This is a genomic window from Paenibacillus sp. GYB004 (genome assembly GCF_036577605.1).
Taxonomy (GTDB): domain Bacteria; phylum Bacillota; class Bacilli; order Paenibacillales; family NBRC-103111; genus Paenibacillus_AB; species Paenibacillus_AB oceani.
On record NZ_JARBDB010000060.1, the window covers coordinates 198,482 to 224,057 of the forward strand.

The following is a 25,576-nucleotide window of genomic DNA, read 5'->3' on the forward strand; positions in this document are numbered from 1 at the left end:
ATTATAACAAAGTGGGCCGGGGTTGGACAGCGGCTGAGGACGCGACTTTTGCACAAGTGCAAAAAACGGATTTTGTCGCGTTTGCCTTGGAGCGGAGGGAGCGAGCGTCAGCCGCTCTCGGACCGGATTCCTGCTCAGCAGCAGCAATCCCCCGAATACAACGGAAGATGAAGCGGATTGCTGCATACGCACAGGAACTTTTCACGAAATGCGCCGAAATGAGGTCCGTTTGCTAAATTTCCTGCGACTACGCAGAAATGCCTTCCATCCTTGCGGGTTCGCACAAAATAGAGGGTACAAACCGCTCTTAACTCGGTCGATCCCTTCCACGCTTGAAGCAGGGCAGAAGATTCAAACGCTTTCCACCCGCGATGAACGACTTGCGACTTGCTGACTCGTCAAGGGAGACACCTCTTTTCCACTCGACCACGGCGAAGAACTTAAACTTATTGGCCGAATCGATCAACAAAAAACATCGCCAGCAAATATGGCGATGTTCAGCAAAAAGAGAGGCGTGTCTATCAAAATCTTTCATGGGCCCTGTCGGCCATAGCCGACCAGACCCAGCTAGCGCCTCAGGCGCTAGCCGGACTTCTACTGCGCCGGAATCATCACGTTTTCCGCAGCCTCGACGGCAAACTCGCTGAATGTGGAGAGTACGCTGTTATACTCCGCCATATCGATCACGGGAATGCCCTTCTTCAGCTCTTCCAGCGAATTGTGGGGCAGACTGCTCTCCAAGTAACCGGTGTTAAGCTGGAAGAAGGTGCGGATCACTTTCTCGTTATCCGGCGGTCCTTCGAACAAGGACAAGTTGCCGGTTTTGTCCACTCCGAAATAGGCGTTCTGCTTGCAGGCCGGCGACAAATCGTCGATCTGTTCCGTAAATGTCACGCTTCCGTTGCCGTCCAGCTCGACTTTCCACGTCGGGTGCTCCTGATGGAAACTCATAATCTCCTCGGTTCTCATTCGTCCGGTCAACCCGTGCTCTTCTCCACACACATAACTCCTGCGCACAAATACGTCCCTCGTTCCGCCTTCGGCCCGGATTTGCTCCAAAGTCTGGCGCTGTTCTTCCGACACGTACGCCTGCGGAGCCTGTCCGCCGCGAACGGCAGCGAGCGTTTCCGCCGTCAAAGCGGCGTCTCCCGCAATATCCGGGGAACGGGAACCGAATAAGGTTAACAAGCCTACGGCTGCCGCAACAATGAAAAAGCCAAGCGACAACCATCGTCTTTTTTGGCGAAGACGCTTTTTCAGTTGTTTGTACAAGCTTGACAAGTTCATGGCAATCCCCTCTGGTACTAGATTTTTTTTCTAGTTTTCCCAAAGGGGACTGCTGTTATACTTGAGGCGGTAACCGGCAGACCGTTATCTCCGAATCCACGGCTGATTTTGTCTTTTCTCACGTTTTGCCGGGCTTTTCCGCTTCGGAGCTCTAGTTTTGGTGCTGACGGACGCTTTGGAGAAGGTGCCGGACGAAACCGCTTGGTCCGTGCGGACCTCTTGCTCCCGGGTAATCGAGTCAAGGCCGATATCTCCCATCCGGTCGTCGCAGCCGCAGTCATTCTTCTTCATCCACGATGCGTGCGGCGACATCGTTTGCTGCGGGCTGAACATGCCCGGCATAACGCCCGACATTGCATAAGGCATCCCGTATGGCATCCCGAAGTGCATGCCGTACGGAACCCCAGCATGATGATGGCCGCCGCCCTGGCATCCGCAAGGACCTCCGGTCATCTGAGGAAACGGCATCGCCTGCTGCGATTGAACGGCGGCCTCCGGCCATTCCAGAGCAGGAGGACAAGGAGCCGCCTGATCCGGAATGCCCGGATACTTATCGGCTGTGCCCATGACCGGCATCTGCGCCGCAGGGGCCATCGGCATCATAGGCATATACGGTACGGCCGCCTCATGATGATGGGGTTTGTGATGAACTTGCATAAAGCTTTCGTAGTTCCACGTCGCAACCGGAGCAGGAACGTGAGGTTGCATCGCCATGGGAGCCGGCTGAGCTTGCGGAGTCATCGCTTCCGTGGCCGGCATCTCATATTGCATGAACGGGAACTGGACAGGTTCCTGCGCTTCGTAAACCGGCTGCTGCATAGGCTCCGCTTCGGTTGCGTCGGCCATGCCCGGCCATTCGATCGGCTCCTCGACAGCCGGCATCTCCGGCATCTCCGGCATCACAGGCATCACAGGCATCTCCGGCATCGCTTCCATCGTCTCGGGTGCGGCGATCGGTGCGGTTAATTCCGCTTTACTCATTCCTTCCGGATGCTCGGGGGCCGTTCCCGTCGCCAGGTTCGGGATGTATACAATTTCCCCCGTCATCAGCACATTCGGATTTTTCAAATGCGGATTTGCATCAATGACCGCCTTCAGCGGTACGTCCCACGCCTTCGACAGTTTCCACAACGAGTCTCCCTGTACCACGATATGCTTGTGCAGCACATGGCCGACCGGAGGCGGCACCGGTACTGGAGTGGACGGAATTTTCACTTTCATGCCTACGTCGATTTGATCGGGATCGGCAATTTGACTGTTGAAAGAAATCAGCTTTTGCAGCTCGATACCGTACTTTTTGGCGATGTTAAAGAGCGTTTCTCCCTTTTTCACCAGATGGATTTTCACCGGACTGAAACCTCCCGTTGTCTTGAATAACAATACAGTCTATGCAAGAGGTAGGCATTTGACATCATTCCGGGAAAATAAAAAAAGCTTCTAAACGAAGTCTTTGCCACGATGCATGACCCTGCGTAAAGAGGTAGCTTTCCTTGGTTCAGAATGTCTCGGTTCGCTTTAGCGCTGTAGCGAACTTTAAACATTGAATCGTTAAAAAAATAGCCCGCCGGGATACGTTCCCGACAGACTATTCACTCCTATGCAAAATCTGCGCCTGCCATTGACGGCAAATAAACGTCTACAGCCCCGCCATATATGAGTAGCTTGGATAAGAACCCAAGATCCGCACTTGACTGCCGATCGCCTCGATCTCCTGCAAAGCCGATGGAAGCAGTACCGTATCCAGCGACATCTCGATATCCATATAAAAATAGTAGTTGCCAAGCTTCTTCTTCGTCGGTCTCGATTCGATCTTGGACAAGTTAATCCGGCGCCATGCGAAAGCGGACAACACCTGATGCAGCGCACCCGGGTAATCCTCCGGCAAAGTGACCAGGATGGTCGTCTTGGCGCAGTCGGCAGGCTTGAGTACCGGCTTGTCTTTCCCGATCAGAATGAACCGGGTGTAGTTGTTGTCATGGTCGGTGATGTTCTCGGCCAGCAGATCGAGCCCGTACAGCTCCGCAGACATCCTCGTTCCGATCGCCGCATAGGACGGGTCCAGCGACTCCTTGACGATCCGTACGCCTTCGGCTGTGCTGCTGACGTATTCGAATTCCGCATGAGGCAGCCGGCTGCGCAGAAAGTCGTGGCACTGCGCGATCGCGACGTCCTTAGAGATGACTTTGCGAATATTCGCAAACGGATCGGTTCCCGAGGTGAGGTCGAAATGGCCGATCAAATTTTGAATAGACGGATAGATCCATTCCGCCTGTATCGGCAAATTGCCGCCTGATTCGACCAGCAGGTCGATGTGATGCTTAACCGATCCTTCGATCGTATTCTCGATCGGGATGACACCATAATCGGCCGTGCCTGCGGCGGTAGCCGTGAACACGTCCGACATCAGCGCGTAAGGAACGAACTCATGCGCCCCTTCGGCAAAAAAATATCGGGCGGACTCTTGGGACACCGTCCCTTCCGGCCCGAGAAAAGCGATCCGTTTCACGGGGAATATCTCCTTCTAACCGGCTTTTAACCTATCGGCTGCCGGGTCTTATGGTTTCATTCGTGGTCTACACGGCGAACTATCGATGAAGAAGCCACTTTACTACAGTAACACGAATTCGCATCAACATCTATATAAATTGCTCTTTTCGGTCTATCTCGATTAGGCGCGAACTTCGCCTTTGATGTTGTCGATCAGCGTGACATGAGGATCGAAATGGGTCAGAACCGTCGCGCCTTCGGCACAAGGCTTCAGCCGCATCGTATCGGCTTCGATGCCATGCTGCTTCAGCGTATCGGTCAGAAACCGCTCCAGCTCTGCCCCTCGGCCGCTCTCTCTGTCGAGCAGCGCCAACAAGGTCGGTCCCGCGCCGCTTAAGGCGATACCGAGAGCTCCGTGCTCCTCCGCCTGCTCCAGGATGTCGCTCATACCGGGCACGAGCGGAGCGCGGTACGGCTGGTGCAGCGCATCCTTCATCGCATGGCGGATCTGGTCGTAACGACCGGTGCAAAAGGCGGCCACCAGCAGCGAAGCGTGGCCGATATTAAATACGGCGTCCTTCATCGGCACTTCGGCCGGAAGGACGTTGCGCGCTTTCTCCGTGGCCAGCTGGAAGCGGGGAATCGCCACCAGCACTTCCAGACGGTCCTCCGGAACGACGCGGATATGCTCCGCCCGCGTCCCGTCCCAGAACGCCACCGTCAAGCCGCCGAACAGCGAGGCTCCGACATTGTCCGGATGTTTCTCGAGTGCCGACGCCATCTGGAACAGCTCGTAGTCGGACAGAGCGGAACCGATCAGCGCGTTGGCCGCTACAAGCGCCCCGACAATCGCCGAAGCGCTGCTGCCGAGTCCGCGCGTCAGCGGAATATCGCTATACATCGCAATATCGAGCTCGGGATGACTTACTCCGGCTTTCTCGAATACTTGCTGCGCGACTTTGTAGACGAGATTGGACTTATCCGTCGGTACGCCTTCCATCTGATCTCCGTACAGGCGGATTTCGGTCCGGTCCGCTATGCCCATTTCGATCCAAGCGTACAAATTAAGCGCCATACCGAGCGCATCGAAGCCCGGTCCGAGATTGGCGGTGCTCGCCGGCACTTTCACGTACACCTTCGGCCGGCCGTCTCCCGCGGCCGGTCCGTTTCCGTTCCCCGGCAAACTCATGCGCCAGCGCCCTCCAGCTTGCGGATCGCATCCATAACCGCTTCTTCGGTATCTTGAACGACGAGCAGATCGCCGCCCACGCTTTTAATCGCGATATTCGGGTCTTTCAGGCCGTGGCCGGTCAAGACGCAGACGACTTTCTCGCCGCCTTTGAAGTAACCTTCCTTGTGCAGCTTCATGACACCCGCGATCGAAGCGGCGGATGCCGGCTCCGCGAAGATACCTTCCTTGGACGCGATCGTCCGGTACGCATGCAGGATTTCGTCGTCCGTAACGTAGTTGATCTGTCCGCCGGATTCCTTGGCCGCGTTCACGGCAAGATCCCAACTCGCCGGATTGCCGATCCGGATGGCGGTAGCGACCGTCTCCGGATTCAGGATCGGTTCGCCCTTCACGATCGCCATGGCGCCTTCCGCCTCGAAGCCGATCATCACCGGCAGCGATGACGATTTGCCTTTGGCGTTGTACTCCTTGAAGCCTTTCCAATACGCGGAGATGTTGCCTGCGTTGCCGACCGGAATCGCCAAGTAGTCCGGAGCCTGACCGAGCTGGTCGCATACTTCGAAGGCCGCCGTCTTCTGCCCTTCCAGGCGGTACGGGTTGACCGAGTTCACGAGAGTGATCGGGTGCTTGGCCGTAATCTCGCGGACAATCTCCAGCGCACGGTCGAAGTTGCCTTCAATCGCGATGACTTTCGCTCCGTAGATGATCGCTTGCGCCAGCTTGCCGAGCGCAATGTTGTTGTTCGGGATCAGCACGATGCAATTGAGATTGCCGCGTGCCGCATAAGCGGCTGCTGCCGCGGACGTATTGCCTGTCGAGGCGCACATGATCGTGCGGCTGCCTTCCTCCATCGCTTTGGCTACCGCCATCACCATGCCGCGGTCTTTGAACGAACCGGTCGGATTCAACCCTTCATATTTAAAGTAAATGTCAAGGTTCAATTCCTCCGACAGCTTCTCGGCGCGTACCAGCGGCGTATTGCCTTCGTGCAGCGTTAGCATCGGCGTGTTGTCCGTCACCGGCAAATACTCTTTGTACGTTTGCAGCAATCCCATGTATCTCATTTTGCGAACGGCTCCTTTGTATGTGTATGAATGCATCTAATATAGTAGTTCTGCCAAAAATTATCCTTCGACCCGGTACACGCTTTTGATCTTCTGGATCACTTCAAGCGATTCGAACTCCGCAAGCACACGGTTCATGCTGGACAGCGACGCGTCGTGCGTCACGATGACGATCTCGGCATCGGCGATCGAATGATTCGGCTGCTGAACGACCGATTCAAGGCTGACCTCGCAATTGGCGAACACTTGCGTGATCTTGGCAAGAACGCCGGCTTTGTCGTCCACGTGCAGCCTGACGAAATATTTCGAAGCGATCTGCTCCGGCGTCTTCAGCTTTTTCTCCTTATACGGAGTAAAAATTCTGCGCCCGTTCACACCCAGCTTCAAGTTTTTGACAACCGCGACGAGGTCGGCCACAACGGAAGTCGCCGTCGGCATCTCGCCCGCGCCAGGGCCGTAAAACATCGTCTCTCCGACTGCTTCGCCATAGACGTACACGGCATTGAACACTCCGTTCACCGCAGCAAGCGGGTGCGTCTTCTTCACCATCGTCGGCTGGACGCTAACGCTGATCAGATCGTCCTGGCGCTCAGCAATGCCAAGCAGCTTGACCTCATAGCCGAGGCTTTTGCCGTATTGGATATCTTCCTTCGAAATTTGCGAGATGCCTTTGACGCTGACGTCCGGGAAGCTGAGGCTTGTATGGAAGCCGAGCGTTCCGAGAATCGCCATCTTGCGTGCCGCATCATATCCTTCCACGTCGGAGGTCGGATCGGATTCGGCGTATCCCAGCTCCTGCGCTTCCTTCAGCACGTCCTCGTAGGACGCGCCTTCCTGACTCATTTTGGTCAAAATATAGTTTGTCGTCCCGTTGACGATCCCCATGATCTTCGTAATCCGGTCGGACGAGAAGCCATCGATCAGCGTCCGGATAATCGGAATGCCGCCCGCTACGCTCGCTTCGTAGAAGACGTCGCAGTTTTTCTCGGCTGCCTTGGCGAGAATCTCCGCTCCGTGCAGCGCCATCAAATCTTTATTCGCGGTAACGACATGCTTCCCCTTCTCCAGCGCCGCGAGTATATAGGTTTTCGCCAGTTCGATGCCGCCCATCACTTCGACGACGATCTGAATCGACGGATCGTTTACGATTTCCCAGGCGTCTTCGGTGAGGCGGTCCGATTCGAGCGCATACCGGCGAGATTTGGATTTATCCTGCACGAGCACTTTGGCGATGCGGATCTCCGAACCTACCTGTTTTTGCAAATCTTCCTGATGCCCCTCGACGATGCGCAGCACGCCGGTTCCTACCGTGCCCATCCCGAGCAGACCTACTTGAATTGGTTCCATCCTGTTCTCTCCTCCTGAGTTCGCATTGTATCTTTATGAGCCTTGACCGATCAGGGTCGCTTTCCGGACACCGTCCTGGTGACGCAGCACATCCATTAACCGGGCGGCGTTAGGTCCGCCCATCTGGGATGTGTCGACCGACAGCACCACGTTCGCCATGCCTTGCAGCGGAATCGTCTGGTGAATGGTCAGCACGTTGCCCTCCAAACCGGCGATAACCGCGAGAACCTTCGATAAGATCCCCGACCGGTGCTCCAAATCCATGGACAGCGTGACGAGCCGTTCCCTCTCCAGCTTGTTCAGCGGATGAATGCCGTCCTTATACTTATAAAAGGCGCTCCGGCTGATGCCGACCTGCTCGACTGCTTCGTGAACCGTCTTCGCTTGTCCTTTGGCCAGCAGTTCCTTTGCTTGGATCGTTTTGACGACCGCTTCGGGCAAAATGTCTTCCCGTACCAAATAGTAACGTTCGGTGTCGTCTTCGCTGGAGCCGTTCGCGCTAGTGTCGTGTTCCACAGGCGATTCGTCCTCTCTGTAAAGACTGTTGTTTGTATATAGTGGACATTATACCGAAAACGCCGGATCACGGCAATAGGTGAAATGAAATATAAACGACCGTTTTCAAACAATCCGGAAGAGAGCGCTTTATCCGGCTCCGCCCGGCGTTGGCGCGAAGTTGCCGCTTTCGGGCCGCCGTGCTAAGATGGATAACATGATTGCAGCGGGTGATCGCTTACGAACGGGAGGATACTTTATGAAATGTCGGATGATGGCCGCAGCAATGCTTTTTCACGAAGACAAGCTGCTTATGATGAAACGCTCTATGAGCCGGACGCTGAACCCCGGCATGTGGGCCGCGGTAGGCGGACACCTCGAGCCGGAGGAGCTCAGCCGTCCGCGCGACGCATGTCTGCGCGAAATCGCCGAGGAAACCGGCTTTGCCGAAACCGATATCGAGCAGTTAACGCTCCGTTATGTATTGCTCCGCAACAACCAGGGGGAGCTGAGGCAGCAGTTCATATACAGCGGAATCGCGAAGCGGACCGACTTCGTCGATACCGACGAGGGCGAGCTCCACTGGATTCCGGTCGCTAAAGTGTTGGACCGCGACATCCCCTACATCTTCCGCGCCGCCCTCGAGCATTATTTCCGCGAAGGCCCCCGGGACCACGCCTGGGTCGGCACGGCCAACAGGGATACGGCAACCGGCTATCCGCGAGTCGACTGGGTGCCGCTTACGGACCCGCGCTATTGACGGCAGCGGTCCGGGCCGGGGCGGAAGAGTGAAGTGCCATGCGGGTATGGAGGAGACCCGCCGCCTTACGTAACGCATGCGTTACGGTGTTACGGTAAGAGCCCCGCGTTCAGGCACATTTCCGCCAGCAAGCCAGCCGCCAGCCAAACTCGCCTCTCCACCGCCTCACCTTGGAGTCTCGTCTTTTTTCCTGCGAATGGCCAGTCTCGCTTCTTCCCGATCGTCGAAATGAACCGTACCGTCCTTAAAAATTTGATACGTCTCATGGCCCTTGCCCGCTATCAGTACGATATCGCCCGCACCCGCCAGCTCGACCGCCCTTCCGATCGCCTGCTTCCGATCCTCGATCAGCTCGTAGCGGGAGGCCTCGATCCCCGCTTCCTTCAGCCCCTGCTCGATGTCCTGCATAATCGCCGACGGCTTTTCCTTCCGCGGGTTATCCGAGGTCACAATGATATAATCGCTATAGCGGGCAGCCAGCCCTCCCATCAGCGGACGTTTCGACCGGTCCCGGTCTCCCCCGCAGCCGAACACCGTGATCACGCGCCGCTCCGCAAACTCCCGGACCGTAGACAAACAGTTGTCTAAAGAATCTGGCGTATGGGCATAATCAGCTAGCACGAGAAACGGTTGACCTTCGTCGACAACCTCCATCCGTCCGGCCACGCCTTGGATTCGGGCCAGCCCTTCACCAATCACCTCGAGCGGGACGCCTTCGACGAGACAGCTGGCGGCGGTAGCAAGCGCGTTGTACACATTAAACTTCCCGACCATCTGGAGCTGTACCTGAATCGTGCCGGTGTACGAACGCAGTTCAAACTCGGTTCCCCTCGCCGTTAACCGGACATTCGAGGCGGTCACGTCGGCTTCACCGTGTATCCCGTATGTCACGACCTGAGCGGTCGTTTGCTTTCGGAAATAATCGGAGGCCGGATCGTCGATGTTAAGGACGGCATACTTGCGCTTGGACGGATCCGGGGAGAAGGAGTTGCCCATTCTGGAGAACAGCAGCCCCTTGGCTTCCCTGTACCGTTCCATCGTGCCATGATAGTCTAGATGATCCAGCGTCAAGTTGGTAAAAACCGCCGTTCTGAACTCACAGCCGATGGCACGCCCCATATCGAGCCCCTGGGAAGTCGCCTCCATGACGCAATAGTCGGTCTGATGGTCCGCCATTTTCCTCAGATTCGCTTGCAGCTTGTAGGACTCCGGGGTGTTAATATCCGTTTCGTGCTGCACCTCTCCGATCTTCGTCCCGATATTGCCCATCAATCCGGTGCGATAGCCGGCATAAGCCAATACCGCTTCGATCATATGGCTGGTGGTCGTTTTGCCATTCGTCCCGGTTACGCCGATTACCTTCAACTCCGAACTTGGATATCCATAGAAATGCGCCGTCATCACAGCCATCGCATAACGGGCGTCCGGCACCTGAATCGTCGGCGCGGCCAGCCCGACCTCGCGTTCGACGATCAGCGCGGCCGCCCCTGCACGAACCGCTTCTTCCGCATACGGGTGGCGGTCCTCCTGCAAGCCCGGTATCCCCGGAATGCAAATAAACAAATCGCCGGGACGAACCTGCTTCGAGTTCATCGCAAATCCGCTGATTTCCGTCTCCATATTTCCGGACGTCCGGGCAATGGTAAGCAGATTCGCCATTTCGTTCAGCTTCATAATAAGCAACCCCCTTTACGTCACGCAGCTTCAAAGTGTCCGCTGCTCAATCCTGCACCAACAGGCATATTCAAGTCAGTTCATTTTCAAGTTCGTTTATTGCATTCGCCCAGCTTCTCCCATTATAAGCGTCTACAGGCTGGATGGCATCTGTCGCTTTCTCTCCAAATACAAAAAACTGCCGAAGCTTCGCCCCGGCAGTGTATGGTACAACTTTGCGATTGTCATTCCTGCTCGACAAATTCAAATTCAAAGTCGCCGATCCGGACCATATGTCCGTCCTGGGCTCCTTTTTTGCGCAACGCCGCTTCAATTCCCGACTTGCGCATCGTCACGCCAAACCGCATAAGCGCATCATACGAGTTCATGTTGATCCGCTTGAGCATCTTCTCCACCGCGACACACTCGACAACGAACGTATCGTTTTCCCGGCGGATCGTAAACTCGTTCTCGTCTTCTTCCTTCTCGAAGCGGTATATTTTACGCTCCTCGACATCCACCACTTCTTCGACAAGCGGCGTTTCCGGAATTTGCTCCAGCAGATCGGCCGCGCGGTACAGAAGCTCCCGGACCCCTTGCCGGGCTACAGCCGAGATCGGGAAAATTTCCATCTCCCCATGTCCGTCTCGCTCCAGCTTCTCGCGGAACAGCTTCAACTGCTCGTCCGCCCCCGGCATATCCATCTTGTTGGCCGCGATGATCTGCACCCGCTGCGACAGCTTCTCGTTGTAGAGGCGCAGCTCTTCGTTAATCTTGAGCCAGTCGTCGTACGGATCGCGTTCCTCGGTAGCCGCCATGTCGAGGACATGGATGATCAGCCGCGTCCGCTCCACATGGCGCAAAAACTCGTGACCGAGCCCTACGCCTTGATGCGCGCCTTCGATCAGCCCCGGCAAATCCGCCATAACGAAGCTGCGGCCTTCCCCTACATCAACGACGCCAAGGTTCGGCGTAATCGTCGTGAAATGGTAGGCGCCGATCTTCGGCTGAGCGGCCGATACGACCGACAGCAGCGTCGATTTCCCTACGCTCGGGAAACCGACAAGCCCGACGTCCGCCATCACCTTCAGCTCCAGGATGACCCAGCGCTCCTGGCCTTCCTCGCCGTTCTCGGACAGATAAGGGGCCGGATTGCTCGGCGTCGAAAAACGCATGTTGCCGCGTCCGCCGCGGCCGCCCTTGCCGACGACGACCTCCTGGTCGTGCCGGGTCAAATCGGCAATAATCTCGTGCGTGTCGTCATCGATCACAATCGTGCCCGGCGGCACCCGCACGATCATATCTTCCGCGTTCGCCCCGTGCATTCCCTTCGTCTTGCCTTTTTCGCCGCGCGGCGCCTTGAAATGCTTCTGATAACGGAAATCGATCAGCGTTCGCAGTCCCTCGTCGACGCGAAATACAACGTCTCCGCCTTTGCCTCCGTCACCGCCGGCCGGCCCGCCTTCCGGCACGTACAGCTCCCTCCGGAACGAAATGATACCGTCCCCGCCGTTGCCGCCTTTTACGAAAATTTTTGCTTTATCTAAAAACATCCTACACCTCGTCCTATACGCCTAGTACAATTTTAGAGCTTATCCATGGGATGAAAAGCTCTAAATTTGAATTAGTGGCACATGAATGTCAAATACCGCCTTCTCGTTGTCGTACACGGCTCCACTAGCGATTCTAAGCTTGGATCGGCCTGCCCCGAGCGCCTCGCGCAGTTCATGAAGCAGCTCTTCGCGCCGATAGCCGCCGTCGTAATCGAAACCGATTACTAGGAAGTCGGACTGAACCGACAGCTTTAAGCGCAGCCGGTTCACATCGCCGTCCGCCGGAGCGACGCCCTGTCTCGTAAATGCTTCGATCACGGCAATAATCGCATCCGAAACCGTACCGGAATCGACCGAAAGCTGGGAGAGCTGCACATCCGGTCCCAGCTCCACGTCGAGCCGGATCGACCGGCACCGTGCCCGGTAAGACTGCAAATAAACGACCAAAGCCGGATCTCCCAGCTTGGAGATGCAGCTTTCTCCGATTAGCTTTTCTCTTATCGTTTCCATGTAATCGTGCATTTTATCATATTTTTTTAACTTCAAGTAGCCGTAGAGCACTTGAATGTCGTTCATCCAATCGTGGCGGAAATGATTAAGCGTCTCCGCGAACAGCTCATCCTTACTTCCGGAACGGATGGCCGGCTGGTCCAATTCGTATCGCTGCGCATTTGAATTCATCTTGATTCCCCGTTTGCTTCAACTTCTTCCACAGTATAGCATGACAGGTTCAAAATAAAAACCCCCGGTCCTGCAAGACCGGAGGTTAAACGCTGATCGGATCGATCAGAAACTTACATTTCGGAAGCGGCTGCTACTGGAGCGGCTTCTACCGGGTAGACGCTCACTTTTTTGCGGTCACGGCCCAAACGCTCGAACTTCACAACGCCTTCCACTTTCGCGAAAAGCGTATCATCCGTACCGCGGCCTACGTTCTCACCCGGATGGATTTTCGTTCCGCGCTGACGAACGAGAATGCTTCCCGCTGTCACCGATTGGCCGTCTGCACGCTTAACGCCAAGGCGCTTCGCAATGCTGTCGCGACCGTTCTTCGTGGAACCTACTCCTTTTTTGGATGCGAACAACTGCAGGTTCAGTTTTAACATCGTAGTCTACCTCCTTCTTTCGTTAGTCAAGACTGCCGCAAAGCGATATATTTGCCGTACGCGTCCTCGATCGTCTCCAGCATCGCCAGCATCGATTCGAGAAGCAGCTGAATTTGCTTTGTCGTTTCTACATCCGTTCCTTGCGGAATACGGACGTTCAGATAACCTTCGCGCATGTCGTTCGGAAGGGCGACTCCCGTCAATTTCTCGACGGCGTTCACCGTACCGACCGTTACGGCAGATACCCCGGCACATACGATATCGTGCCCCGGCTTGCCGTAAAACGCGTGTCCGGATACCGTAAAAGCTTCAATCGTCCCGCTCTCGCGGCCTCGCTTGATGTTCACCCGGATCATATCGAGACACCTTACGCTTGGATGCTGTCGATAATCACTTTAGTGTACGGCTGACGATGACCTTGCTTGCGGCGATAGTTTTTCTTCGCTTTGTATTTGAAAACGATGATTTTCTCGCCTTTGCCGTGCTTCTCCACTTTACCGGAAACCGTTGCTCCGGATACGAGCGGAGTGCCCGCTACCAAACCGTCTTCTTTCGATACAACCAATACGCGGTCAAACGTTACGACATCACCTGCGTCAGCTGTTAACTTCTCTACGTAGATTGCGTCGCCTGCTTGAACTTTGTACTGCTTGCCGCCAGTTTCAATAATTGCATACATGCTTTGCGCACCTCCTCATGTCTCAGACTCGCCTTGTCCCAGGTGACGGCTCCGCGGCACAATGCCGGCGAAGTCGCGCTTATGACCCGACTCGAGCGGTTACAGCATGTGCTCATGCGCACATACCTAAGTATTCTACCACAGCAATCCTCATGAAGCAAGAGCTTTCTCGCGGTCTGCTCCCGGATATACGGCCTCATCGCAGGCTTGCGCTTTGGTCATTCAAAGTTATTTTTTGCGCGGATACGTTTTTCGTTCCACGGCCACTTTGCCCGACCCGCCGCATGTATGGCATACGGTCATCATCGAATCGTCGAGACTTTCCCTTGCTTTCTTGCGCGTAATTTCCATAAGCCCGAGCTTCGTCCAGCCGACGGCGAACGTCTTCGTGCGATCCCGGCTAAACGATTGTTCCAGCAGCGCGGCAATATCCATCCGGTGCTTGTCCGACGACATGTCTATAAAGTCGACCAGAACGATGCCGCCGATATCGCGCAGCCTCAGCAGCCGTGCGATCTCCTCCGCCGCTTCCGCATTCGTCGTGAACACGGTGGCCTCCGGATCGTCGGTCCCGGTATATTTGCCGGTGTTGACATCGATCACCGTAAGCGCTTCGGTCCGGTCAATTACGAGATAGCCGCCGCTGCGCAGCCACACTTTACGCTTCATCGCCCGCTCGAGCTGCTCGCGAACCCGGTACGCCACCTGCACAGGCTCGAGCCCTCTGTAGATGCGGATCCGATTTGCCAGCTCGCCGGATATTTCGCGTACGCGGCGGACGAGAATCTCGCCCCTCACCGGATCGTCGATTACGAGCTCGTCCACCCGGTCGGTAAAGGCGTCCCGCACGACACGCTCAAGAACGCCCGGCTCCTTGTACAGCAGAGCGGGAGCCGCGGACTTTTCGGAACGGCGGACGATGTCTTCCCATTCGGAACGCATCACGTTCAAGTCCCGCTCCAGCGCGGCCTGGGTCTCGTCAGCCGCAACCGTGCGGATAATGATGCCTTCCCCCGGCCGGCGCATTCGTTCGGCGATTTCCTTGAGACGCGAGCGTTCCTGCTCGGAACCGATCTTTCGGGATACTCCCACGTAATCGGCGGCCGGCATATACACGATCCACCGTCCGGGAAGCGAGAAATGGGTCGTAATGCGCGCCCCTTTCGTTCCCAGAGGTTCCTTGGCCACCTGAACGAGTATATGCTGCCCGGGCCGGATCAGATCGGAGATCGGCGGCTTGACGGACGGAATTTTATCCATGTGGGCCGGTAAAATATCATCGATGTACAAAAAAGCGTTTTTCTCCAGCCCAATATCCACAAAGGCGGCCTGCATGCCAGGCAGGACGTTGACTACTTTCCCCATATATACACTGCCTACCAGCTGTTTCTCGGCAGGTCCCTCCGTGTAAAACTCTGTAAGCACCCGGTCTTCCAGCAGAGCGACCTGAGTCGAGCCGTCACGGCAATGCACGATGATTTGCTTCAATGAAACCTCACCACCTCACCTTATAGTGCGAGTTCAAAAAGTCCGGTTATCAGCACCGAGAAGATTGGATGAAGCTAGGAAATGAGGAGCGGAGCGTAGTGGCAGCTACGTAAGCACCGGAAATTCCGGCTGAATTCAATATTCGATGTCGGGAGCAGGCTTCCTGATCTGCTTCGTGATCAAAAGTGGGCTTTTTGAACAACCTCGTATAGCCTTTCTATTCTAACACGAAAATGTCGCTAACGGCACTTCCAGGTCGATTTAACTGAAAATAAACGTACAACAGCTTCTGTTCGGGGAGGACGGCTTGAATGCGGCCTTGCTCGCTCATAATGTAGACGAGATGATATTTGTCACGCATAAATAAACGAACGATCTCGGCAACGGTCCGGTGTCTGTAGATGACGATCGGCTGGGCAAGAGTGCCCTTGTCGATTAGACGATCCGTAACCGGCTCCCGGTTCATCAGAAACCGCATAAACTGAAAAGGAGCGTTCCTGTAGCCGTACCAATTGGAGTAGGCAAGGAAGATCGAGATCATAAGCAGATTGAGATGGATTCCGCTCGATCGGAACCCTAGCAATGCCGCGGCGGCCAGCAGGAGGGAGAGCAGCAGGCTGACCAGACTGACCAGTACGAGCGTCCGGTAATACGGCAGCCAGCGGCTGACGAGCGCCTGCATCACTTTGCCGCCGTCGAGCGGCAGGACGGGAAGCAGGTTGAATGCGCCGATCATCAGGTTCGCTTTCAGAAAATAGTCGCTCCACTCCGCTTCCCACCATCCGAGTCCTCCCATAGCGAGTGCAAGCAGCGCCATCCAGCCGTTCTGCAGCGGCCCGGCCAAAGCGACGACCGTCTCCTGAAGCGCGCTGGAACGGCCCCCGTCCTCCGTCTCGGCTACGCCGCCGAACGGCAGCAGCTGCACGCGGATTACTTTCCAGCCGAAGCTCCTCGCTGCAGCGACATGACCGAGCTCATGAATCAGCACAATCACAAATAGCGTGAGCAGCTCCGCGAAGTAGCCTGTCGCGACTGCTGCGAGCATCAACAGCAAAAACAGCGGATGCAGGCGGAACGTAATCCCCCGCAGTTTAATCAAAAGGGATCACTTCTGTCGGATTGACGTATTGGTTGTCCTTTTTGACGACAACGTACAGCTTGCCCGCTCCGCCAGCGGCATCTGTAGTTACGCTTCCGATCGTCTCTCCGCCGTTCACCCAATCGTTTTTTTGCAGCGTCGTGCTTTGCAGCCACGCATACGTGGACTGCAGGCCGTCCGCATGCTGAACGACCACTACCGTCCCCTTGTCCGTCCCGCTGCTGACGGAGACGACCCGGCCGGTATCGATCGCCATAACCGCCGCCAGCGGTTCGGTCCGCAGCGTAATGCCGAGATCCCCGTCGCCGCTGCGGCTGACGATTTTGCCGGTGACCGGAACGTAGATCCGTCCAAGCGAAGATGTACTCGCTTTTTGCGCTTCCGGCGCGTCTTTCTCCCGGATGGCCGGGAGCCAGGCGGGCACGCCCCCGAACGACCGCTCATACCAGGCCGCCACCGCGGTAAAGTCGTAATCGACGGTTAGAGCGGTCCGCACCCACGCCTGCCCCCGCTGCGCCGTCGGATGGTCGAGCTGGAACAGCCCCCATACGCCTGCGAATACGACGGCGCTGAGGCCGAGCTTGACCCAAATTTGCCGTACGCTCGGCGGTGTCATCCCGCCGTTGTCCGGCGTATCCGTCCATCTTGGCTGTTCCGCCCGCCCCATCGCCGTCCACCGTTCCTGCTCGCGGTGCTTCCATACGAACTCCGGGTCGTTCATCCGGTCGTCGCGGGCCGAAGGCAAGTCCTCCCGGCCGCTGCCGTTCAGGTTTGCGGGCCGGTACGGCGAAGAGTCGTGTCCGCTGCGCTCCCTTTGCCCGTCATAGGCGTCCCCGTGAAACGCGGTTTTGTCATTGCCCGAACGCATCCCCTGCTCGGATGCGACTATTTGCTTCATACGGTCCATTCGCCGCTGCCGGACGTTCGACTTGACTTCCATAGAGGTTCCCCCTCGCTGCTCCGCCCCCCTTTAAGGAAGCAGACAGGCTTCTTCCCTACATCCTATGAGCCGGAATGAACGGCTATGACTAGGGAAGGCGCACTAGGGACAGGCCGCCTGAACGAAAAACGTCCCGCTGCGGTACAGGCTGCGGAACGTTTCGGCATTCAGATCGGTTGGAATGTATCATCGTCGGGTTCATTCAGTAAAGCGACTTCGGCTCCGGATGCGCATGGACGCTGACGACGATGCCTACGGCCATCATGTTGATCAGGATGGAAGAGCCTCCGTAGCTGATAAACGGAAGCGTAATGCCCGTGAGCGGCATGATTCCGATCATCATCCCGATATTTTCGAACACCTGGAAGACGTACATCGAGACGATCCCGATGATGATATAAGAACCGGCCCGGTTCTGGCTTTGGATCGAAATATAAATCATCCGGTAAATCAGCAAAAAATACAACAGCAGCAGCACGGACGATCCGACGAAGCCGAACTCCTCCCCGATCACGACGAAGATCGAATCGGAATAAGGAAGCGGAATAAAGCCCTTCTGGATCGAATCCCCCTGCAAGTACGATTCACCGGTCAAACCGCCGGAGCCGATCGCCCTCATCGAGTTATGCACCTGGTACTTGGCGTCCGCGCTCGCCGAATCCGGATCGACAAACGTGTGAATCCGATTAATGCGGTGAACCCATTGCCCCATGTCGTTATCTTTTAGATACTGGACGACCGGATCGTAGTACAGCTGGAACAAATAGAAAAAAAGCGCGATGAAGCCTGCTATGAGCCCGGCCCCGATCAGAAAATGCGTATATTTGATATTACCAATCCAGTACATGACGATCAGGACGACGATGAATATAATTGCGTTGCCGAGATCCGGCTGTATCACGATCAGTGCCGTCGGTACCATGACGATCAGTCCGATCGGAACGATTTCCCGCCAAAAGCGCAGCGGCTCTCCATCCCGCTTGGCAAGAAACGCCGCTACCGCTATGATGGCAAGCAGCTTCATTAACTCGGCCGGCTGAAAGTTGAAACCGCCGAACGGAAGCTCAAACCAACTTTTGGCCGAGTTTTTCTCCACTCCGAAAAAGTAAACGGCAACCAGCAGCAGGACGCCGATGCCATACGTATACCAAGCGGTCTTGACGAGCAGCCGGTAGTCGAACAGCATCACGCAAAACAGCACGACGAAGCCGATGCAGTAATTGATGACATTTTTGACGTCCGTCCCCTGGAACAGCGGATCGTTAGCGGTGGCGCTATGAACGACAAGCGTGCTGATGATCATGAACAGTACCATCAATATAACGATAGACCAGTCGGTTCGCTTCAATTTGTCCAGCAAGCTTTACTCATCCCATTCCAAGAAACTTCTTCATTTTCCCGAATACACCCGTCTTCTCCTCGAGCGGCATTAACGGCACGGTGTCGCCCAGGATGCGCCGGGCGATGTTGCGGTAAGCGATAGCAGCCCGCGACTTCGGATTCATGACCGTAGGTTCGCCGCTGTTTGCCGACTTGATGACAGCTTCATCGTCGGGTACGATGCCGAGCAAGTCGATCGACAGCACCGAGCAGATCTCGTCGATATCGAGCATCTCGCCCTTTTTCATCATATTCGCCTTGACGCGGTTAATGATCAGCTTCGGCCCGTGCACCCGCTCCTGCTCGAGCAGGCCGATGATCCGGTCCGCATCGCGGACGGCCGCCAGCTCCGGCGTCGTCACCACGATCGCTTTGTCCGCTCCGGCGACGGCATTTTTGAACCCTTGCTCGATTCCGGCAGGACAGTCAATAATGACGAACTCGAACTCTTTTTTCAGCTCGACGATGATGTCGCGCACCGCCTCCGGGGAGACGGCGTGTTTGTCTTTCGTCTGGGCGGCCGGCAGCATATACAGCTCCTCGAACCGCTTATCCTTGATCAATGCTTGCGGCAGCCGGCACCGGCCCTCCGTAACGTCGACGATATCGTAAATGATCCGGTTCTCCAGCCCCATTACGACGTCGAGATTACGCAGTCCGATATCGGTGTCGACCATACATACTTTTTTGCCCAGCAAAGCAAGAGCGGTCCCTACATTGGCCGATGTCGTCGTCTTGCCGACTCCACCCTTGCCTGAAGTAATGACGATTGCCTCTCCCATGCGTCAATCATCTCCTTTACTTGCCACCGAACGGATGGTCCGGCCGTAACCGGTGAAGCTGATTTATTTTATCGATTTGCATCTTCCCGTCCCGGATGAAAGCGAACTCCATCGTCGCGTCGTCGAACCCCCATTCGTCCGGAGGACGGCTGATGACGTCGGCGATCCGCAGCTGCGTCGGGCGCATATAGGATGCCGCAATAACGGCTCTGTCGCCCCCGTCGATCCCCGCGTGCGCCATGCCGCGCAGCGCCCCGAGCACGAAGATGTCTCCGGTGCACAGCAGCGTGCCTCCGGGGTTAACGTCGCCGAGATACAGCACATGGCCCTCGTGGCGCACCGTTTGTCCCGAACGGATAATTCCTTTCAGAATCGTAACGCGGTCCGGCGGCGGCTCCTGCTCCTCCGGCCCCGGCAGGTCGGAATCCATATGCTGAACCTGCAAGTTCCCTTTGCGGACAAGCAGATCCTTGATCGATTCTTTTTCTTCTTCAGTCACGGAGCGTTTCCCCAGCTTGACGCTCACTTGAACGGCCGGACCGGTTAATACGGTGCGGTTCGTTTTGTCCAGCTTATGCTCCAGTTCCTGCATCACTTCGGCGAACGGGCACGAATCGTCGATCACGAAGACAAGCCCTTCCTTGACACCTTTTATCGTAACGCGATGTTTCGTTTCCGCCATCGGCACGCGTTCACCCCCTATCGGCCATTCGTCTGACAGAATGCCTTTGCGCCAGGCAGCGTCCGGCACCGTCATTTTTCTTCCGATTCGCGTTTTCTCTCGGCCGCCTTCTCCAGCCATTTGCGAACCGGAACGTACAGCAGCAGCGCAATCAGCGCGTTAAACAGCATGCTTGGCAGCATCTGGTGCAGAAACGTCCATTGAAAGTCCATCCGGACGACGCCCAGGAAAAAACGGTATATGCCGTATACGATCGAATCATAGGCGAACGAACCCAGCAAGACGACGATCAGACTCGTGAAGAGGCCCTGATAAGGAAGACGGAACGTCAATCCCGCCACGTATCCGACGAGCCCCATACTGAACGAATGAACGCCCAGAGCATGACCGTAATAAATGAAATCTTGCAAAAATCCGAAAGCGAGCCCGTAGGCGAGCGCCTGATACCGGTTTTTGTACAAGGCGGCGAACAGCACCCCGACCAAGACGATATGCGGAACGACCAGCACTTGGGACTGCCATACGGGAGGAATGATCCATTCCAGAATCGTGCCTTCCAGCAAGAAAAGAACGAACAGAAATATCGAGATTACGTAGCGCTGCATCATTCACCTCATAGCTCCGGCACTTCGATGACGAACACTTCGCGCAGATGGTTGAACGAAGTGAACGGCTTGATAAGCGCCGTATGGGTGATGCCGAATTCACCTTCGTCGCGCGAGACGACCTCGCCGATCTGGATGCCTCTCGGGAACAATTGTCCGATTCCGGATGTGACGACTGTATCGCCCACCTCCAGTGTATCTACCTTCGGAATTTTGTTCATGATAAGCATTCCTTTTTCCCGGTCGTAACCTTCCAGAATGCCGTAAGATTCGTTTTCCTTGCCCTTGATCGTTACCGCGATCGCCTTGGAGCTGCTCGTATCGAGATCGGTCAGCAACTGGACGTTGGAATAAAACGGAGAAACGGTAACAACGCGGCCGATCAGACCGTCGACGGACATGACCGCCATATTCGCCTTGATGCCGTCCTTTTCGCCGAGATTAATGACGATCGTGTTATTAAACGGGTCCGGGCTTGAAGCGAACACTTCGGCGATCCGGTATTTGTACTGGGTCGATTGCTGCTGCCGTTCGGTAAATCCGAGCGCGTCCATCAGCCGCTTGTTCTGGGCTTCCAGATCGTTCAGACGCGCCGTGTCCTTGGCGTACTGCGTAATCGTCAGCTTCAGTTGACGGTTCTCCTCGTACAGCACGGACATCCGGCGTATATCTTCAAACAAGCCCGCTACGGCGCGAGCAGGCTTGTTGATCCATCCCTGGACCCAAGTGACGGTATCCTTCACAAATCCTTCCGGCCAGGACATATGCCCCCGGCCGCCGAACGAAAATCCGATCAGGGCGACGAAAAAGATTACGCCCGACATCAAAATAATAAGTCTTTTATTCCCCAGCCATTTGAACAAAGCAAACACCTTCCAGCGGTCTGTCCCCAGGCTTGCCGCGAGCTCCTCTCCGCCGCGCATGCAGTCGCCTAGGCTCCTGCAGCGTTATATCAGCAAGCTTAACGAACTCCCCTTGGAGCGGTACCTGTTTTTGATTTGAAGAGATGAATGTTGTCGAGCGCGCGGCCGGTTCCGATCGCGACGCAATCCAGCGGATTCTCCGCCACGAGCACCGGCATGCCGGTCTCTCTGGCGAGCAGCTTGTCCAGATTGCGCAGCAGAGCGCCGCCGCCTGTAAGCACGATGCCCCGGTCCATAATGTCCGCAGCCAGCTCGGGCGGACACTTCTCCAGCGTCGCTTTCACTCCGTCGACGATGTTGTTGACCGTATCGGCCAGCGCCTCTGTAATCTCGTCCGACGATACCGGCAGCGTCTTCGGCAAGCCGCTGACCAGGTCGCGTCCGCGGATCTCGATCGTCTGCGGCTTGTCCATCGGCATCGCGGAGCCGATATCCATCTTGAGCTGCTCGGATGTACGTTCGCCGATCATCAGGTTATACGTTCTCTTGATGTATTGCATGATCGCCTCATCCATCTCGTCTCCGGCGACCCGGACCGATTTGTACGTAACGATGCCGCCGAGCGAAATGACGGCAATCTCCGTCGTTCCCCCGCCGATATCGACCACCATGCTGCCGGTCGGCTCCCACACCGGCAAATCCGCGCCGATCGCCGCCGCAAAGGGCTCCTCGATCGTATACGCCTCGCGGGCTCCCGCCTGCTTCGTCGCATCTTCCACCGCGCGTTTCTCTACCGCCGTAATGCCGGAAGGAACGCACACCATGACGTTGGGCTTGCGCGGAAACAACACACGCTGCTTCTGGGCCTGCTTCAGAAAATAATTAATCATCGTCGATGTCGTCTCGAAATCGGCGATGACTCCGTCTTTCATCGGACGGACTGCGCGGATGTTGCCCGGCGTGCGCCCGATCATCTTTTTGGCGGCGTCTCCGACCGCTTCGATCGTTTTTGTATCAGTACGCAGAGCGACCACGGACGGCTCTCTGACCACAATTCCTTTACCTTGAACATATACAAGCGTATTGGCTGTTCCAAGATCAATGCCCAAATCTTTCGTGAAGCTACCGAACATAAATTGCTTGTCTCCTTTCATCCTACGGACGGACTGCTTGCCCGTCATATCATTATATTACATCAACCCTAGTTCCTTCAAACTAATGCTTGAGCGGTCTCCGATAATTACATGGTCGAGCACGTCGATGCCGATCACCGCGCCCGCTTCGACCAGTCTGCGCGTAATCTCGATATCTTCCGGACTCGGCGTCGGATCGCCGCTCGGATGATTATGCACGCATATGATAGAAGCGCTGCTTCGTTTGATCGCAGCGAGAAATACTTCGCGGGGGTGCACGATCGAAGCGTTCAGGCTGCCGATCGACAGCGTTTCCTGTCCGATCACATGATTTTTCGTATTCAAGAACAAGCAGACGAAATGCTCTTTTTGTAAATAGCGGAGTTCTTCCGTCAGTAGGAGGGAAACGTCCTGAGGGGACCGGATGGTCACGGTTTCGGGCTGGACCGTGCGGGCAATTCTTCTGCCGAGCTCGATACCGGCTTGAATTTGCAGCGCCTTTGCGGAACCGATTCCTTTCAGCTTCGTCAATTGAGCCGTACTCATCTCGACAAGCTGCCTGAGGCCGCCGGCTTCGTTAAGCAGCCGCTGGGCCAGCGAAACCGCCGACTCGTTGATCGTTCCGGTTCTCAGCAAAATCGCGAGCAGCTCGGCGTTGCTAAGCGCCTGCGCTCCCGCTTGAAGCATTCTTTCCCTGGGCCGCTCCTCTTGGGGTACATTCCGTAACGTGTATGCGGAGGATTCCATCATTTCCCCTCTTTCGACAAAAAATGGATCGATTCGATATCCATCCATTATAACACCTCTTCTATTTTACACGAAATGGTTCGAAAAAAAATCGCCGGATTGGTCCGCCGCCTCAAAAAAACTGCACTGCCGTCGCTTAAGCCCGGGCGAGACGAACAAATTCCTGTTTGAAAGCCGGGCTCTTCCTGAAAACCGGTCAAATGACGACAAATTCCCGCATAAGTAAAGAGTAAGCAGGAACGTTGCTTAAAAATGAAGCGGAAATAATAATAGCAGCTGTGTCAGGCTCGCCGACGGTTGCCGAATCAGCCGTTTCTAGTTTCGTTACGCGAGCCGGGAACGAATTGAACCCCGCTCGGGAGCGGGGTTCAAGGTACGGCCGGCGGGCGATTCGCCTCAACCGGAGGCCGACTTGCCTTTGGATATCGAGGTCGGTTTGCCGGTAGGCATCGAATTCGTCTCCAGCGCGATGACATCGGGAAGCGACAAGATTTCGTCGATCGCCCGCAGCAGTTTGTCGGTAGTGACTGTTCTCAGATTAAACCGGAGCTCCATCGTCGCGTCCATGGCCGCATCGACCGACTCGGGACTGGTGGATTGCATGACCAGATTTTTAATCTGGATACCTTGCTCGCCGAACTTCGTAGCTACTCGGCCGAGGCTGCCCGGACGGTCGAAAATTTTGATCATCACTTCCTGATTGCGCCGGTGGCGCAAAAGATGCTTCTCCCATTTATTCAACAGAAACAAGCTGACCAAGACGATAAACGTCGCAAGTACGGCCGCGTAGTAGAAACCGGCGCCGACCGACAGGCCGATCGCGGCTACCACCCATACCGAGGCAGCTGTCGTCAGCCCCGATATGCTCGATCCGTTGCGGATGATCGCTCCTGCGCCAAGAAAACCGATCCCGCTTATAACTTGAGCCGCGAGCCGCGCAGGGTCGGTACGTACGTTAGGCTCCGCCACGAACTGGGAAAATCCGTAGATGGACAGCAGCATGATGGACGCCGAACCGAGACAGACAAGGATATGAGTTCTGAATCCCGCAGCATGATTGCTCCATTCCCGCTCCAAGCCGATGAATCCGCCCAAAACGGCGGCCAGTACCATCCTAATTGTCAAATCAAGATGTGAAATCTGCCAAACGCTTTCGTCTATCATGCTCTGCACCCTTCCTTACGCTCGTTTTTCGCGTCAGCGGCAAGTTTAGGGTCCGGGAAATGGGTCCTTTATTTTCTTAATCAATAAGAAAACTAGATACGATCCAAGTCCTTCCATCCCGCTGCACATGTTTAAACAAACAAGTCATAGGCTATCGGGATTTCTCGACGTCTCCACCCGTGCATCCTATTTAATTGTAAAATGGTTCCCGGTCCAAATAAAAACTTAATAATTATTTAACATTATCGTTCCAATTGTCACTTTTGTCAATAGGCTTTCACCTATGATGTGAACAAATATTCCATAGCGGTGATAGAGCCTGTACCATGAATCGAAAATACCAGCATTGGCGGCTGATATGTGTGTCACCCGCTGCCCGGCGTCTGCAACGAAGTAAGAGTCCGATGCCCCTTTCGGATCGATCCGCTTGCGCCAGGATCATGCCGGGGTGAAACCGGATGCGGCGGGGTGGATTTCGCCAGCGTGCTTCCGTGAATTCCTGAAGCCGCATGCCGGGCCGGTACGACGCATCTGCAATCAGAGTTGGCCTGCCGAACGTGTCATTCGCCTCCCCCCCGTCAATAAGAAAAACCGTCCGTTAAGCCCGACAGCGTTCTTTGACGTGCAAACCCATACGTTGTACGTTGGAAGGGGAAACAGGTACCTTCGCTCCAGCCGCTCGCCCTCAGTCGTGTTGTCTTGTTTAGACTTGGCGGTAACAACATGACTTCAATTGCGGCCCGAGTGTGATTTTTGTCGTGGTTCTGCCAAATTCACACTGTGTGTGACTTTGGCTAGCTTCTTTGTCTTCATGCGGTGGTATGGTGGCTAACGAACCCAGCATTCGTTATCAGAGCCGAATGAGGACGCTTGAAATTGTAACGAACTCTTGTATGGTTATTCCCGCGAAACGGATCGTTTTTTGCCACTTTCGGGTTCGATAACGATCCCCAGATTCGTTACGTCTGGAATAACGTCGTTTTTCGTCCATAAACACGATACGATTCGTTATCCATCGGACCTGAGTATACGTTCTTTAACGCCAAGGAAGGCCCCTCTCCTTCACTTTA

The 25,576-nt window shown here is 55.6% G+C and carries 25 protein-coding genes; 1 reads left to right on the top strand and 24 read right to left on the bottom strand.

Features of this window, described 5'->3' with window-relative positions; translation table 11 throughout:
- Positions 1-594: 594 nt before the first annotated feature.
- From PV433_RS26725 to PV433_RS26755, 7 genes are all read right to left on the bottom strand, one after another.
- Positions 595-1,287, bottom strand: a complete 693-nt coding sequence (locus PV433_RS26725; protein WP_332075080.1) for a BofC C-terminal domain-containing protein — start codon at positions 1,285-1,287, stop codon at positions 595-597.
- Between the two features lie 84 nt (positions 1,288-1,371).
- Positions 1,372-2,634 (bottom strand): LysM peptidoglycan-binding domain-containing protein, encoded by a 1,263-nt coding sequence (locus PV433_RS26730; protein ID WP_332075081.1) that lies wholly within the window; start codon positions 2,632-2,634, stop codon positions 1,372-1,374.
- Positions 2,635-2,923: 289 nt separating this feature from the next.
- Positions 2,924-3,793, bottom strand: a complete 870-nt coding sequence (gene pheA / locus PV433_RS26735) for a prephenate dehydratase (protein WP_190924631.1) — start codon at positions 3,791-3,793, stop codon at positions 2,924-2,926.
- Positions 3,794-3,955: 162 nt separating this feature from the next.
- A complete protein-coding gene (thrB, locus tag PV433_RS26740) occupies positions 3,956-4,963 on the bottom strand; it encodes a homoserine kinase (RefSeq protein ID WP_332075082.1) in 1,008 nt (335 codons plus the stop codon).
- Complete coding sequence (gene thrC / locus PV433_RS26745; RefSeq protein WP_332075083.1) at positions 4,960-6,030, bottom strand: threonine synthase; 1,071 nt, start codon at positions 6,028-6,030, stop codon at positions 4,960-4,962. Before thrC ends, thrB begins: the two co-directional genes overlap by 4 nt.
- Before the next feature lie 60 nt (positions 6,031-6,090).
- On the bottom strand, positions 6,091-7,377 hold the full coding sequence (locus PV433_RS26750) for a homoserine dehydrogenase (protein WP_332075084.1): 1,287 nt from the start codon (positions 7,375-7,377) through the stop codon (positions 6,091-6,093).
- 33 nt (positions 7,378-7,410) lie between these two features.
- Positions 7,411-7,893, bottom strand: coding sequence for an ACT domain-containing protein (locus tag PV433_RS26755; RefSeq protein ID WP_190924623.1), 483 nt, complete (start codon positions 7,891-7,893; stop codon positions 7,411-7,413).
- A 238-nt stretch (positions 7,894-8,131) separates the two neighbouring features.
- On the opposite strand from PV433_RS26755, the gene PV433_RS26760 reads away from it, so the two are divergent.
- On the top strand, positions 8,132-8,632 hold the full coding sequence (locus PV433_RS26760; protein ID WP_332075085.1) for an NUDIX hydrolase: 501 nt from the start codon (positions 8,132-8,134) through the stop codon (positions 8,630-8,632).
- A 165-nt stretch (positions 8,633-8,797) separates the two neighbouring features.
- Here PV433_RS26760 and PV433_RS26765 read toward each other — a convergent pair whose 3' ends face one another.
- The 17 genes from PV433_RS26765 to PV433_RS26845 form a co-directional block, all read right to left on the bottom strand.
- Positions 8,798-10,306: a UDP-N-acetylmuramoyl-L-alanyl-D-glutamate--2,6-diaminopimelate ligase gene (locus PV433_RS26765; RefSeq protein ID WP_332075086.1), complete on the bottom strand. Its 1,509-nt coding sequence runs from the start codon at positions 10,304-10,306 to the stop codon at positions 8,798-8,800.
- Between the two features lie 224 nt (positions 10,307-10,530).
- Positions 10,531-11,838: a GTPase ObgE gene (gene obgE, locus PV433_RS26770; RefSeq protein ID WP_332075087.1), complete on the bottom strand. Its 1,308-nt coding sequence runs from the start codon at positions 11,836-11,838 to the stop codon at positions 10,531-10,533.
- Positions 11,839-11,898: 60 nt separating this feature from the next.
- Entirely contained in the window at positions 11,899-12,519 is a 621-nt protein-coding gene (locus PV433_RS26775; RefSeq protein ID WP_332075088.1) for a Spo0B domain-containing protein, read from the bottom strand.
- A 113-nt stretch (positions 12,520-12,632) separates the two neighbouring features.
- Positions 12,633-12,944 (bottom strand): 50S ribosomal protein L27, encoded by a 312-nt coding sequence (rpmA, locus tag PV433_RS26780; protein WP_190924613.1) that lies wholly within the window; start codon positions 12,942-12,944, stop codon positions 12,633-12,635.
- Between the two features lie 26 nt (positions 12,945-12,970).
- A complete protein-coding gene (locus PV433_RS26785) occupies positions 12,971-13,300 on the bottom strand; it encodes a ribosomal-processing cysteine protease Prp (protein ID WP_332075089.1) in 330 nt (109 codons plus the stop codon).
- Positions 13,301-13,311: 11 nt separating this feature from the next.
- Positions 13,312-13,623, bottom strand: coding sequence for a 50S ribosomal protein L21 (rplU, locus tag PV433_RS26790; RefSeq protein ID WP_332075090.1), 312 nt, complete (start codon positions 13,621-13,623; stop codon positions 13,312-13,314).
- Between the two features lie 228 nt (positions 13,624-13,851).
- Positions 13,852-15,111, bottom strand: a complete 1,260-nt coding sequence (locus tag PV433_RS26795) for an Rne/Rng family ribonuclease (RefSeq protein ID WP_190924607.1) — start codon at positions 15,109-15,111, stop codon at positions 13,852-13,854.
- A gap of 217 nt (positions 15,112-15,328) precedes the next feature.
- Positions 15,329-16,210 carry a M50 family metallopeptidase gene (locus PV433_RS26800; RefSeq protein ID WP_332075091.1) on the bottom strand — a complete coding sequence of 294 codons (882 nt, stop codon included), beginning with the start codon at positions 16,208-16,210 and terminating at the stop codon, positions 15,329-15,331.
- Entirely contained in the window at positions 16,203-17,150 is a 948-nt protein-coding gene (locus PV433_RS26805; protein WP_332075092.1) for a peptidoglycan DD-metalloendopeptidase family protein, read from the bottom strand. Before PV433_RS26805 ends, PV433_RS26800 begins: the two co-directional genes overlap by 8 nt.
- A 202-nt stretch (positions 17,151-17,352) precedes the next feature.
- Positions 17,353-18,510 carry an FtsW/RodA/SpoVE family cell cycle protein gene (locus tag PV433_RS26810; protein ID WP_190924602.1) on the bottom strand — a complete coding sequence of 386 codons (1,158 nt, stop codon included), beginning with the start codon at positions 18,508-18,510 and terminating at the stop codon, positions 17,353-17,355.
- A 7-nt stretch (positions 18,511-18,517) separates the two neighbouring features.
- Positions 18,518-19,312, bottom strand: coding sequence for a septum site-determining protein MinD (minD, locus tag PV433_RS26815; protein WP_332075093.1), 795 nt, complete (start codon positions 19,310-19,312; stop codon positions 18,518-18,520).
- Positions 19,313-19,328: 16 nt separating this feature from the next.
- The gene (locus PV433_RS26820; RefSeq protein ID WP_332075094.1) at positions 19,329-19,994 is read right to left on the bottom strand and encodes a septum site-determining protein MinC; all 666 of its coding nucleotides are present in this window, start codon (positions 19,992-19,994) and stop codon (positions 19,329-19,331) included.
- Positions 19,995-20,065: 71 nt separating this feature from the next.
- The gene (gene mreD, locus PV433_RS26825) at positions 20,066-20,602 is read right to left on the bottom strand and encodes a rod shape-determining protein MreD (RefSeq protein WP_223836328.1); all 537 of its coding nucleotides are present in this window, start codon (positions 20,600-20,602) and stop codon (positions 20,066-20,068) included.
- A 5-nt stretch (positions 20,603-20,607) separates the two neighbouring features.
- Entirely contained in the window at positions 20,608-21,522 is a 915-nt protein-coding gene (gene mreC, locus PV433_RS26830; protein WP_332075095.1) for a rod shape-determining protein MreC, read from the bottom strand.
- 38 nt (positions 21,523-21,560) lie between these two features.
- Positions 21,561-22,595: a rod shape-determining protein gene (locus PV433_RS26835; protein ID WP_190924594.1), complete on the bottom strand. Its 1,035-nt coding sequence runs from the start codon at positions 22,593-22,595 to the stop codon at positions 21,561-21,563.
- A gap of 57 nt (positions 22,596-22,652) precedes the next feature.
- On the bottom strand, positions 22,653-23,342 hold the full coding sequence (gene radC / locus PV433_RS26840; protein WP_379206532.1) for a RadC family protein: 690 nt from the start codon (positions 23,340-23,342) through the stop codon (positions 22,653-22,655).
- A 396-nt stretch (positions 23,343-23,738) separates the two neighbouring features.
- Entirely contained in the window at positions 23,739-24,506 is a 768-nt protein-coding gene (locus tag PV433_RS26845; RefSeq protein WP_332075096.1) for an MgtC/SapB family protein, read from the bottom strand.
- Positions 24,507-25,576 lie beyond the last annotated feature (1,070 nt).

Bases quoted from the DNA above. Each gene is read 5' to 3' on its own strand.
- PV433_RS26725 (WP_332075080.1), bottom strand. From the start codon at position 1,287: ATGAACTTGTCAAGCTTGTACAAACAACTGAAAAAGCGTCTTCGCCAA.
- thrB (WP_332075082.1), bottom strand. From the start codon at position 4,963: ATGAGTTTGCCGGGGAACGGAAACGGACCGGCCGCGGGAGACGGCCGG.
- thrC (WP_332075083.1), bottom strand. From the start codon at position 6,030: ATGAGATACATGGGATTGCTGCAAACGTACAAAGAGTATTTGCCGGTG.
- PV433_RS26750 (WP_332075084.1), bottom strand. From the start codon at position 7,377: ATGGAACCAATTCAAGTAGGTCTGCTCGGGATGGGCACGGTAGGAACC.
- PV433_RS26760 (WP_332075085.1), top strand. From the start codon at position 8,132: ATGAAATGTCGGATGATGGCCGCAGCAATGCTTTTTCACGAAGACAAG.
- PV433_RS26765 (WP_332075086.1), bottom strand. From the start codon at position 10,306: ATGAAGCTGAACGAAATGGCGAATCTGCTTACCATTGCCCGGACGTCC.
- obgE (WP_332075087.1), bottom strand. From the start codon at position 11,838: ATGTTTTTAGATAAAGCAAAAATTTTCGTAAAAGGCGGCAACGGCGGG.
- PV433_RS26775 (WP_332075088.1), bottom strand. From the start codon at position 12,519: ATGAATTCAAATGCGCAGCGATACGAATTGGACCAGCCGGCCATCCGT.
- rpmA (WP_190924613.1), bottom strand. From the start codon at position 12,944: ATGTTAAAACTGAACCTGCAGTTGTTCGCATCCAAAAAAGGAGTAGGT.
- PV433_RS26785 (WP_332075089.1), bottom strand. From the start codon at position 13,300: ATGATCCGGGTGAACATCAAGCGAGGCCGCGAGAGCGGGACGATTGAA.
- rplU (WP_332075090.1), bottom strand. From the start codon at position 13,623: ATGTATGCAATTATTGAAACTGGCGGCAAGCAGTACAAAGTTCAAGCA.
- PV433_RS26805 (WP_332075092.1), bottom strand. From the start codon at position 17,150: ATGGAAGTCAAGTCGAACGTCCGGCAGCGGCGAATGGACCGTATGAAG.
- minD (WP_332075093.1), bottom strand. From the start codon at position 19,312: ATGGGAGAGGCAATCGTCATTACTTCAGGCAAGGGTGGAGTCGGCAAG.
- PV433_RS26820 (WP_332075094.1), bottom strand. From the start codon at position 19,994: ATGGCGGAAACGAAACATCGCGTTACGATAAAAGGTGTCAAGGAAGGG.
- mreD (WP_223836328.1), bottom strand. From the start codon at position 20,602: ATGATGCAGCGCTACGTAATCTCGATATTTCTGTTCGTTCTTTTCTTG.
- mreC (WP_332075095.1), bottom strand. From the start codon at position 21,522: ATGCGCGGCGGAGAGGAGCTCGCGGCAAGCCTGGGGACAGACCGCTGG.
- PV433_RS26835 (WP_190924594.1), bottom strand. From the start codon at position 22,595: ATGTTCGGTAGCTTCACGAAAGATTTGGGCATTGATCTTGGAACAGCC.
- radC (WP_379206532.1), bottom strand. From the start codon at position 23,342: ATGGAATCCTCCGCATACACGTTACGGAATGTACCCCAAGAGGAGCGG.
- PV433_RS26845 (WP_332075096.1), bottom strand. From the start codon at position 24,506: ATGATAGACGAAAGCGTTTGGCAGATTTCACATCTTGATTTGACAATT.